This is a genomic window from Haloleucobacter ellipsoideus (assembly GCF_052491725.1).
In genome coordinates this window covers 199,808-208,949 of record NZ_JBQWAR010000015.1, presented here as the reverse complement: position 1 = coordinate 208,949, position 9,142 = coordinate 199,808, and the positions used below count along the sequence as shown (strand labels likewise).

Sequence of the window (9,142 nt, the reverse complement as noted above, 5' to 3'; positions counted from 1 at the left end):
AGGCAGCAGCGGTTCAATCCGACGCCACTGCGCATCGCTCAACTCGTATCGCTTGATCCCCATGATGCCTCCGCAAATGCGGAAACCCATGAATCAGACATCGCTCCCTTTGGGAATCCTCTGAATGTCGATACAGCCTAGAGCGCGAAGGCAGCTGAGCGCCCCCATTCCAGCCGTCCGGCACCAACCCTCGACTTCCCAAAAAGCGGACATTAGGTCCTGACTGCACCGCGCTCGCTGGAGGGTTCCGTCAATGGTAGTTGCGGATAGCTTTTTGCGAGACCATCAAACATACGTTCAAACATGCGTTGAAAATTTGAAGCTTTAGTCTTGAGCCAAACATCCGGGGCGAAAATGAACGGTGTTGAAGACAATCACGTGCGCGTATTTGCAGAAATGAAGCTAAAGATCTACGAAGAGGTTAAGGTAAATCTATCATGACACATCGGCGAGATAATGGGCAGCGGAAAAGAAACCCAACAAAATGGCAAATTTATTGCCACTGATCAACGAATATATTTTTATCTCAAGGGCTTGCTCGGAGAAGTACTTGAAACAATACCGCTTGATAATATTACATCAGTTGAAAAGCGAGCGATGATGGGACATCGTGTGTTGATAGGAGCTGTCTGATGCCCGAGCACGGCATGGCGACCATATGGGACGCCGATGTGCTGATATGGGCGGCCTCGCAGATCGTCGCGGCCGAGAATGACGGCCTTGCCACTTCGCGCTTTGTCCGATTCACGCCCTACCATCTGTTGCGCGCCATCGGGCGGCCGACCGGCAATCACCAATATCTGTTGCTCAAGGCCGCGCTGGCGCGGCTGCAATCGACCGTCATAGCCACCACCATCCGCAACGGCCCGCATTGGCGTCGCCGGCAATTCTCATGGATCAACGAGTGGGAGGAAATGACGACGCGCGCCGGCCGCGTCGAGGGCATGGAGTTCGTCCTGCCCGAATGGTTCTACAACAGCGTCATCGACCGTTCGCTGGTCCTAACCATCGACCCGGCCTATTTCCGGCTGATTGGCGGCATCGAGCGATGGCTTTACCGCGTCGGCCGGCGCGATGGGATTGATGCAGGTGATGCCCGACACATGGGCGGGCCTGCGCGTCCGCCATGGCCTCGGCCGCGATCCCTACGACCCGCGCGACAACATCCTCGCCGGCACCGCCTATCTGCGCGAAATGTTCGACCGCTACGGCAATGTCGCGGCGATGCTGGCGGCCTACAATGCCGGTCCCGGCCGCTACAACGAGCACAGCGCGACAGGCCGACCGCTTCCCGCCGAGACGCGCGCCTATGTCGCCGCGCTCGCCCCGATCCTTGGCGGCGCGGCTCCATCGGATACGCTATCCCCACAGCCGGCACCGCCGCCCGATTGGCGCGAGGCACCGCTATTCGTCATGCGCCCCGACGACACGCGAGCTGCCGCCGCACCGCCGTCCGAGGCGCAATCAGGCGACGGCCACGCTGCCATTCCGGCGCGCGACCCCGCCCGTGCGGAGCCGCAGGACGGTAGCATTTTCGTGGCGAGCGCCAGCGACGGGGAAACGCCATGAGCGCGGCGTTCCCGCGTTCGGCCGCTTTGGTTTTGGCATCCGGTCGGTCAGGTTTACGCCCGGCAGGTTTACCGGCAGGAGGGGCAGAAAAGGCAGAAAGGGCGGAGGGCAAGATTAAAGAAGACGGCACCATATCGGGCCGCTTCTGGAAATTGTTGTTGTCTGCACACTGGTTAGGTGGCCGGTTCCGGCACCATGGTTTTGAGGGGTCGCGTGCCGCGATTTCGCACAAAGCCTTGGCTTTGCTGGGTTTCGAGCGGCACCATAGGCCCATATCAGCCGTTTTTCGGTTGTTTTATCAGGAGTCGCGCCCATGAGCGCCGACGATGAAAACCGCTTCCGTCCGAAGCCGGGCCGTATCCGATCCGACACACCGAAGGCCGGCAAGACCAAGAGCTTTTTCACGCAGGTCAAGAAGATCACCCGGCAGCATCAGGCAGCAGCCTCCCGCGATCCTTCCATGCCGTCATCCGCTCGCCCGTCATCGCCGGGGCGGTCCCGTGCCGTGGTCGCCAGCGGCAAGGGCGTGAAGCGCGGCCGGGGCGCGAGCTTCGTGCGCGCTCGGAACATCTCCGGCCAATGGCATCATCGCCAGCCCGGCAGCCGCCGCGTGATCGTCAAGCAGCGCAGCGTTCGGGCCGCGTGGAAGGGCGCACGCGCCCGCGCGCATCTGCGCTATGTCCAGCGCGACGGCACGTCACGCGACGGCGAGCGGGGCCGGCTCTATTCGGCGACCGAGGACCGCGCCGATGGCGACGCCTTCCTTGATCGCGGCAAGGACGACCGCCACCAGTTCAGATTCATCGTCTCGCCCGAGGATGGCGCGGAGCTATCGGACCTCACGGCCTACACCCGCGATTTCATGAAGCAGGTGGAAGCCGACCTCGGCACGAAACTCGATTGGGTCGCCGTCAACCACTACAACACCGGCCATCCCCATGTGCATGTCATCGTCAACGGCCGCGACGAGATGGGCGAGGATCTAATCATCAATGGCGACTACCTCGCCAACGGCCTACGGGAGCGCGCCAGCGAGCTTGCCAGTCTGGAACTCGGCCCCGTCACCGAAATCGAGCAGACCCGCAAGCTGTCGGCCGAGATAGACCAGGACCGCTTCACCCGGATTGACCGCGCCATGGCCGAGGAAGCCGATGCCCGGTTCCTCGACCTGCGCCATGAACCGGCCGCACCGCGCCGCCAGTTCGAGCGCACCTTACGCCTGCGCCGTCTCGCCAAGCTGGAGAAGATGGGACTGGCGACCGAGCACGCGCCCGGCGTTTGGGAGTTGAGCAAGGACATGGAGCCGGCCCTGCGCGAGTTGGGCGAGCGCGGCGACATTATCCGCACCATGCAGAAGGCGCTCGGCCCGCAGGGAGGCGAACGCGATCCCATGAGCTTTCAAATCCATGACGGAGCGCCAGAGACACCCATCGTCGGCCGCGTCGTGGACAAGCACCTGTCGGACGAGCTGGGCGAGAACCTGACCATTGTGGTGGACGGGATCGACGGCAGGACGCACCACATCGCAGGCATCGCGCCCGAGCGGCTGGAGGACGCCCGCGTTTGCAGCGTCGTCCAGATCGGCCCGGCCGAGGCGACCGCCCGACCGTCCGAACGCGCCATTGCCGCCATCACCGAGGACGGCATCTATCGTCCGAGCCGCCATCTGGAGCAGGCGAAGTTCGAGGGCCGCGTTCCGGGCGGCGATTATGAGGGCTATGTCGATGCCCATGTCCGGCGACTGGAGGCATTGCGCCGCGCCGGGATCGTCGAGAGGATCGACGCCGACCAATGGCGCATCCCCGATGATCTGGTCAGCCGCGCCGCCGCCTATGACGCCGGCCGTGACCGGCAGGCCAGCGTTCGCATCCTTTCCCCGGTCGATCTAGGCAAGCAGATCGGATCGGACGGCACGACATGGCTGGACCGGCGATTGGTCCATGGCGAAACGGCCGACCTTGCGCCGGCCGGCTTCGGCCAGCAGGTGCGTGAGGCGATGGACCAGCGGCGCGAGCATCACATCGAACAGGGCGATGCCACCCGAGCACGGAACGGCCGCATCTTCTACCGGCGCAGCCTTCTCGCCACCTTGCGCGAGCGGGAGGTTGCCCGCATTGGCGCGGAGATGGCCGAGGGCAAGGGGTTGCCGTTCCGTGCCGCCACGGACGGCGAGAACGTCAGCGGCAAGTTCACCGGGACCGTTCAGCTATCGAGCGGCAAGTTCGCCGTGGTGGAAAAGAGCCATGAGTTCACGCTTGTCCCGTGGCGGCCGGTGATCGACCGCCAGCTCGGCCGCGAGATCACTGGCGTCGTGCAGGGCGGATCGGTGTCGTGGCAGTTGGGGCGAAGGCATGACCTTGGCCTTTAGCACATACGCGTGTTTCATCCGGTATCTATCATGCCCCGTGTATCTCACGCTGGATGCCGGCTATTGTAGGGGCCATCATTCAAGCGAGCAGTAGAAAAGAAGATATGCCGAGACCGAAACTTCATAGCGATGAGTTCATTCTAGGCTCAGGACTCACTGATCACAGCCAGAAGAGCACGGTGGCGGCCAGTGCGAGTGCGGAGAAGTAGACGGTTGGGCAGCGGTCATATCGCGTTGCCACGCGGCGCCAGTCCTTCAGGCGGCCGAACATGATCTCGATGCGGTTACGCCGTTTGTACCGCCGCTTGTCGTATTTGACGGGCAGAGAGCGGGATTTGCGGCCCGGAATGCACGGTTTGATGCCCTTTTGCTCCAGCGCATCTCTGAACCAGTCAGCGTCATAGCCGCGGTCGGCGAGCATCCACTTGGCCTTGGGCAAATCGTCGAGCAAGGCCGCTGCACCGGTGTAATCGCTGACCTGGCCAGCCGTGATGAAGAAGCTCAAAGGGCGGCCGTTTGCATCAGTCACGGCGTGCAACTTGGTGTTCATGCCGCCCTTGGTCCGTCCGATCAGGCGCCCAAGATCCCCTTTTTTACCCCAAGGCTGGAAGCCGTGCGGTGGGCCTTGAGATAGGTTGCGTCGATCATGACGGTCTGCGGCTCGGCTTTCTGGGCAGACAGGCCTTCCATCATCCGAGTGAACACGCCCATTTCGCCCCACCGTTTCCAGCGGTTATACAATGTCTTGTGCGGCCCGTATTCTCTGGGCGCATCCCGCCAGCGCAGGCCGTTCCGGTTGACGAAGATGATCCCGCTCAGGACCCGCCGGTCGTCAACCCGGGGCTTGCCGTGGCTCTTGGGAAAATATGGCGAAAGGCGCGCCATCTGCTCGTCCGTTAGCCAATACAGGTCGCTCATGCTCAGTCTCCTCGCGGAGCCTGAATCACATCGCCCTCGGCCAATCAATGGGTCCTGAGCCTAGATACCGCGCTAGGCATCCTTCTTCAGAAAGGTCCATCGGCCTTCACCCTCTCCGATGTTGCGGAAGCGGTCGGCATCTCGCGGGCTGCACTGATCCAGCGGTTCAAAGACAAGGCGACGCTGCATCTAAAGGTCATGGAGCGCAACACGCAGGAGGTGCGCGACTATTTCGCGGGTGCGAGTCCCGAAAAGGGCCTCGATCCGCTGTGGGCGATGCTCAAGGACCTCATCGCCGGTATGGGTGACGGTGCCGGAACGGAAGGCTACCTTCTTCTATTGTGGGGAGACGTTCAGGAGCCGTCGCTTCGCGCCCTTGCGGCGGAGCGGAACAGACTGGTCCTGAAAGCTATCGAGGCACGACTGCCCGCCGGGCCGCGCCCACCCGAGCATACCGCCGGCTTGATTCAGACGGTCATTCAGGGGTCTTGCATGCAATGGCTCGTTGAGCCGGAAGGCGAGCTAGCGGCTTTCATGACCAAGCGCACCCACATGCTTCTGTCCGTCCTCTATCCCGACCATGTGTTCGGGTAACACCATCTGGAGGGTTGTTTATAACAGTCGTGTCGGTTATTTATAAGGCATGCGCCACGGTATCGCCGGGCACGGAAACCCGGAACGACTATCATGCCTATACAAGAACCCAGCCCGTTGGGGGCCGAACGACAAAAAGCACTGCCTGCGCCAACCTTGGCGCTGAACCTCATGGCCGACGAGTTCGATGCGTTGAACGCGAGCAGCGGGCCGCAAATCGCCTATCGCGACCTGTTCTGCCCACACATGGACCTGCCGCGCGCCTTGCGGAACTGGTCAGAGGCTCGGGGCGTCCAGTTGCGGAGCCTTCGCAAAATCACGCATGAGCGCGGCGGTCGGTCGCAGAAGGTGCTTTTCGGCCTTCATGACGGTTATGCCGTTGAAAGCGTTCTGATCCGTCGTCACGACGGACACACCGCCTGTATTTCGTCACAGGTTGGATGTGCCTTCGCCTGCCAGTTCTGCGCTTCCGGCCAAGCCGGCCTCAAGCGCAACCTTTCGGCGGGCGAGATTGTCGAACAGGTCGTTCAACTCGGGCCGAAGGTCAACCGGATCGTGTTCATGGGCATCGGCGAGCCTTTGAACAACTACGAGCAGGTGATGAAGGCGATTCGTATCCTGCGCGACCGGCGAGGGATGAATTTTCCCACCACGGGAATCACGCTTTCGACCATCGGCATACCGAAGGCTCTAGCGCAATTGCGAGAAGAGCATCTGGCGATCAATCTGACTATATCGCTGCATGCGACGACGCAGGAAGTTCGCGACCGTCTCATCCCCGGATCGCGTAAGCACGACATCAAGGAGGTCATCGCGCGCGCTTCGTCATGGGCGGAACGGCACAACCGGATCGTCACCTTTGTCTATCTGGTCCTCCCCGGCATCAACGACACGCTTGCTGATGCGAAACGGCTTGCCGGTCTCATGAACAAGCGAAGGGCGCGTGTGAACCTTATGCGCTGGAATCCTGTCGATGGCATCGCGCTTGATCGAACCGGCGACCGCAGCCTCGGACTTTTCCGTGAAGTGCTGGATCGCGCCGGTGTGCCGGTCGTGGTGCGGGATACACAGGGGCGGGATATTTCGGCGGCATGCGGTCAGCTCTGGTTGCGCGATCTGCGCGGAATCCCGGTCGAAAAACGCGGAGCCACAAAAAAGGCCGCCTAGCGGGAGCATAGGATGCGGCGTTCGAAAAGACATGCGAACGATGCCTTCCGATCAAGTGAAACGCTGCTCGGGTCGCGCATACCTCTCTTGTCGCTGATCCAGACGCTTGCGGTCGCTGAATATCTCAACTTCCGCCACGCAGCGAACGCACTCGGGGTTGCACAATCCAGCGTCAGCGCCCGCGTGAAGGCGCTGGAAGAAGACCTTGGCATCCTCCTGTTCGAGCGTCGTGCGCGTGGCGTTCGGTTGACCGAAGCCGGACGCCACTTCGTCGAGCGGATCGCAGCCGGCGTCGATCAACTCGACCATGCGGTGAAGACCGCAGGCATGGCGGCGACGGGGGAATGGGGCCGCCTGCGCATCGGCGTCCATGCCTTGATTCCGCGCAGCTTCCTCGCCGATCTGATCGGGCAGTATCGGGAAAACCATCCCGGCATCGAGGTCGAAATCACCGAAGGCACGGCCCGCGATGCGGTCATGCAGCTTCGTGCCGACCGGCTGGACGTGGCGTTCGTCGCTGGCACACCAGAGCTGCCCGACTGCCATACACGGCCGGTCTGGACTGAATCGCTGGTAGCGGTGCTACCGGATAGGCATCGTCTTGCCGGGCAGCCGGCAATCACTTGGGCCGATCTGGTCGGCGAAACCTTCCTTGTCCGCTATGGTGGCACTGGCCCGCAGGTTCATGACCATATCGTGCTGCGCCTTGCCGGGCGCTGGCCCGCGCCTTCGATACTGCGCTTCGACGTAGGACGTGGCACGCTACTATCCATGGTCGGACAGGGATTCGGCATTACCATCGTCGGGGCAGCGACGGCACTGCTGCCGACTGCCGGCATCACCTTCCTGCCTTTCGCCGATGAGCCAGAGCCGGTTGCCTTTACCGCCGTCTGGTCGCCGTTCAATCGAAGCGCCGCGCTCCGTGATCTGCTCTCTCTCGCAAAAGAAATGGGTCGGCTGATCCGCGTCGACTGAACCTCTGCCGTTCCAGCCAACCGCCAAAGCAAGGCATAGGGGTTTCATACGGCCAAGAATGACGGGAACGTCAACAGCGGGGGATTGGGTGGCTACGAGCCAGCGATACGGCATTGCGAGGCAACAGCTGATCGTATAAGTGATAGCTAGTCAAATTTGTGATCGTGGAGTGGTCAGCATGGGAAATCCAAAGTCAGCAGACAAGTAAGCCGCAACAGCAAAATTGTTGTTGCGGCGCTCTGTGAGACCAATCCCATGTGATTGCTGATGTGCAGACGCCGCCCGAGATTTCTTAATCGAGCGGTTGACTTATCATGACCATCACACGCCCTGCATGGGCCTATACGCTGCCGGCAGCCCTACTGCTGATGGCTCCCTTCGACATCCTCGCTTCACTGGCGATGGATATTTATCTCCCCGTCGTTCCAGCGATGCCCGGCATCCTGAACACGACGCCCGCCATGATCCAACTCACGTTGAGCCTCTATATTGTGATGCTCGGTGTGGGCCAGGTGATTTTTGGTCCGCTCTCAGACCGCATCGGGCGACGGCCAATTCTACTTGCGGGCGCAACGGCTTTCGTCATTGCGTCTCTGGGAGCAGCTTGGTCTTCAACTGCACCAGCCTTTGTCGCTTTCCGTCTGCTTCAAGCAGTCGGCGCGTCGGCCATGCTGGTGGCGACGTTCGCGACGGTTCGCGACGTTTATGCCAGTCGTCCTGAGGGTGTCGTCATCTACGGCCTTTTCAGTTCGATGCTGGCGTTCGTACCTGCGCTCGGCCCTATCGCCGGAGCGTTGATCGGCGAGTTCTTGGGATGGCAGGCGATATTCATTGCTTTGGCTATACTGGCGATGCTCGCACTCCTAAATGCGGGTTTCAGGTGGCACGAAACCCGCCCTCTGGATCAAGCGAAGACGCGCCGATCTGTTTTGCCGATCTTCGCGAGTCCGGCTTTTTGGGTTTACACCATCGGCTTTAGCGCCGGTATGGGCACCTTCTTCGTCTTCTTCTCGACGGCTCCCCGTGTGCTCATAGGCCAAGCGGAATATTCCGAGATCGGATTCAGCTTTGCCTTCGCCACTGTCGCGCTTGTAATGATCGTGACAACTCGTTTCGCGAAGTCCTTTGTCACCAGATGGGGCATCGCGGGATGCGTAGCGCGTGGAATGGCGTTGCTCGTTTTCGGGGCGGTCCTGTTGGGGATCGGCGAACTCTTCGGTTCGCCGTCATTCCTCACCTTCATCGTGCCGATGTGGCTCATGGCGGTCGCCATTGTCTTCACTGTGTCCGTTACCGCGAACGGCGCTTTGGCAGAGTTCGACGACATCGCAGGATCAGCGGTCGCGTTCTACTTCTGCGTTCAAAGCCTGATAGTCAGCATTGTCGGGACATTGGCGGTGACGCTGTTAAACGGTGACACAGCGTGGCCGGTGATCTGTTACGCCACGGCGATGGCAGTGCTGGTGTCGTTGGGGCTGGCGCTCCTTCGGCTCCGTGGGACTGCCACCGAGAAGTCGCCAGTCGTCTAACCGACGACTGGTGGCAGGCCCG

At 61.4% G+C, this 9,142-nt stretch carries 8 protein-coding genes and 4 pseudogenes; 11 read left to right on the top strand and 1 reads right to left on the bottom strand.

What is annotated here, in order from left to right; translation table 11 throughout:
• Nucleotides 1-456 precede the first annotated feature (456 nt).
• The 6 genes and pseudogenes from ACT6QG_RS04450 (at nucleotide 457) to ACT6QG_RS04425 (ending at nucleotide 3,937) form a co-directional block, all read left to right on the top strand.
• Entirely contained in the window at nucleotides 457-633 is a 177-nt protein-coding gene (locus tag ACT6QG_RS04450; RefSeq protein ID WP_444976379.1) for a hypothetical protein, read from the top strand.
• Nucleotides 633-1,073, top strand: a pseudogene (locus tag ACT6QG_RS04445) (replication initiator protein A); the annotation flags it as partial. The gene ACT6QG_RS04450 and the pseudogene ACT6QG_RS04445, both read left to right, overlap by 1 nt.
• A pseudogene (locus ACT6QG_RS04440) lies at nucleotides 1,060-1,569 on the top strand (lytic transglycosylase domain-containing protein); the annotation flags it as partial. The pseudogenes ACT6QG_RS04445 and ACT6QG_RS04440, both read left to right, overlap by 14 nt.
• Complete coding sequence (locus tag ACT6QG_RS04435) at nucleotides 1,566-1,886, top strand: hypothetical protein (RefSeq protein ID WP_444976378.1); 321 nt, start codon at nucleotides 1,566-1,568, stop codon at nucleotides 1,884-1,886. The pseudogene ACT6QG_RS04440 and the gene ACT6QG_RS04435, both read left to right, overlap by 4 nt.
• Nucleotides 1,883-2,530 (top strand): annotated as a pseudogene (locus ACT6QG_RS04430) (relaxase/mobilization nuclease domain-containing protein); the annotation flags it as partial. The gene ACT6QG_RS04435 and the pseudogene ACT6QG_RS04430, both read left to right, overlap by 4 nt.
• 9 nt (nucleotides 2,531-2,539) lie before the next feature.
• The gene (locus ACT6QG_RS04425; protein ID WP_371413031.1) at nucleotides 2,540-3,937 is read left to right on the top strand and encodes a DUF3363 domain-containing protein; all 1,398 of its coding nucleotides are present in this window, start codon (nucleotides 2,540-2,542) and stop codon (nucleotides 3,935-3,937) included.
• Nucleotides 3,938-4,097: 160 nt separating this feature from the next.
• Here ACT6QG_RS04425 and ACT6QG_RS04420 read toward each other — a convergent pair.
• A protein-coding gene (locus ACT6QG_RS04420; protein WP_313922339.1) for an IS5 family transposase occupies nucleotides 4,098-4,855 on the bottom strand; the annotation gives its coding sequence in 2 pieces (ribosomal slippage) (nucleotides 4,098-4,522 and nucleotides 4,522-4,855; 759 coding nt in all).
• 24 nt (nucleotides 4,856-4,879) lie between these two features.
• Here ACT6QG_RS04420 and ACT6QG_RS04415 point away from each other — a divergent pair.
• The 5 genes and pseudogenes from ACT6QG_RS04415 to floR form a co-directional block, all read left to right on the top strand.
• Nucleotides 4,880-5,029 (top strand): annotated as a pseudogene (locus ACT6QG_RS04415) (TetR/AcrR family transcriptional regulator); the annotation flags it as partial.
• A gap of 24 nt (nucleotides 5,030-5,053) precedes the next feature.
• Nucleotides 5,054-5,449 (top strand): hypothetical protein, encoded by a 396-nt coding sequence (locus ACT6QG_RS04410; RefSeq protein ID WP_230998746.1) that lies wholly within the window; start codon nucleotides 5,054-5,056, stop codon nucleotides 5,447-5,449.
• Between the two features lie 171 nt (nucleotides 5,450-5,620).
• Nucleotides 5,621-6,616: a 23S rRNA (adenine(2503)-C(2))-methyltransferase RlmN gene (gene rlmN, locus ACT6QG_RS04405; RefSeq protein WP_207896397.1), complete on the top strand. Its 996-nt coding sequence runs from the start codon at nucleotides 5,621-5,623 to the stop codon at nucleotides 6,614-6,616.
• A gap of 12 nt (nucleotides 6,617-6,628) precedes the next feature.
• Nucleotides 6,629-7,591, top strand: a complete 963-nt coding sequence (locus ACT6QG_RS04400; protein WP_029074207.1) for a LysR family transcriptional regulator — start codon at nucleotides 6,629-6,631, stop codon at nucleotides 7,589-7,591.
• Nucleotides 7,592-7,905: 314 nt separating this feature from the next.
• Nucleotides 7,906-9,120: a chloramphenicol/florfenicol efflux MFS transporter FloR gene (gene floR, locus ACT6QG_RS04395; RefSeq protein ID WP_099547421.1), complete on the top strand. Its 1,215-nt coding sequence runs from the start codon at nucleotides 7,906-7,908 to the stop codon at nucleotides 9,118-9,120.
• The last annotated feature ends 22 nt before the right edge of the window (nucleotides 9,121-9,142 follow it).

What these genes read in the sequence shown, in the direction of transcription:
- ACT6QG_RS04410 (WP_230998746.1), top strand. Translation starts at nt 5,054, where the DNA reads ATGGAGCGCAACACGCAGGAGGTGCGCGACTATTTCGCGGGTGCGAGT.
- ACT6QG_RS04400 (WP_029074207.1), top strand. Translation starts at nt 6,629, where the DNA reads ATGCGGCGTTCGAAAAGACATGCGAACGATGCCTTCCGATCAAGTGAA.
- ACT6QG_RS04450 (WP_444976379.1), top strand. Translation starts at nt 457, where the DNA reads ATGGGCAGCGGAAAAGAAACCCAACAAAATGGCAAATTTATTGCCACT.
- floR (WP_099547421.1), top strand. Translation starts at nt 7,906, where the DNA reads ATGACCATCACACGCCCTGCATGGGCCTATACGCTGCCGGCAGCCCTA.
- rlmN (WP_207896397.1), top strand. Translation starts at nt 5,621, where the DNA reads ATGGCCGACGAGTTCGATGCGTTGAACGCGAGCAGCGGGCCGCAAATC.
- ACT6QG_RS04425 (WP_371413031.1), top strand. Translation starts at nt 2,540, where the DNA reads ATGGGCGAGGATCTAATCATCAATGGCGACTACCTCGCCAACGGCCTA.
- ACT6QG_RS04435 (WP_444976378.1), top strand. Translation starts at nt 1,566, where the DNA reads ATGAGCGCGGCGTTCCCGCGTTCGGCCGCTTTGGTTTTGGCATCCGGT.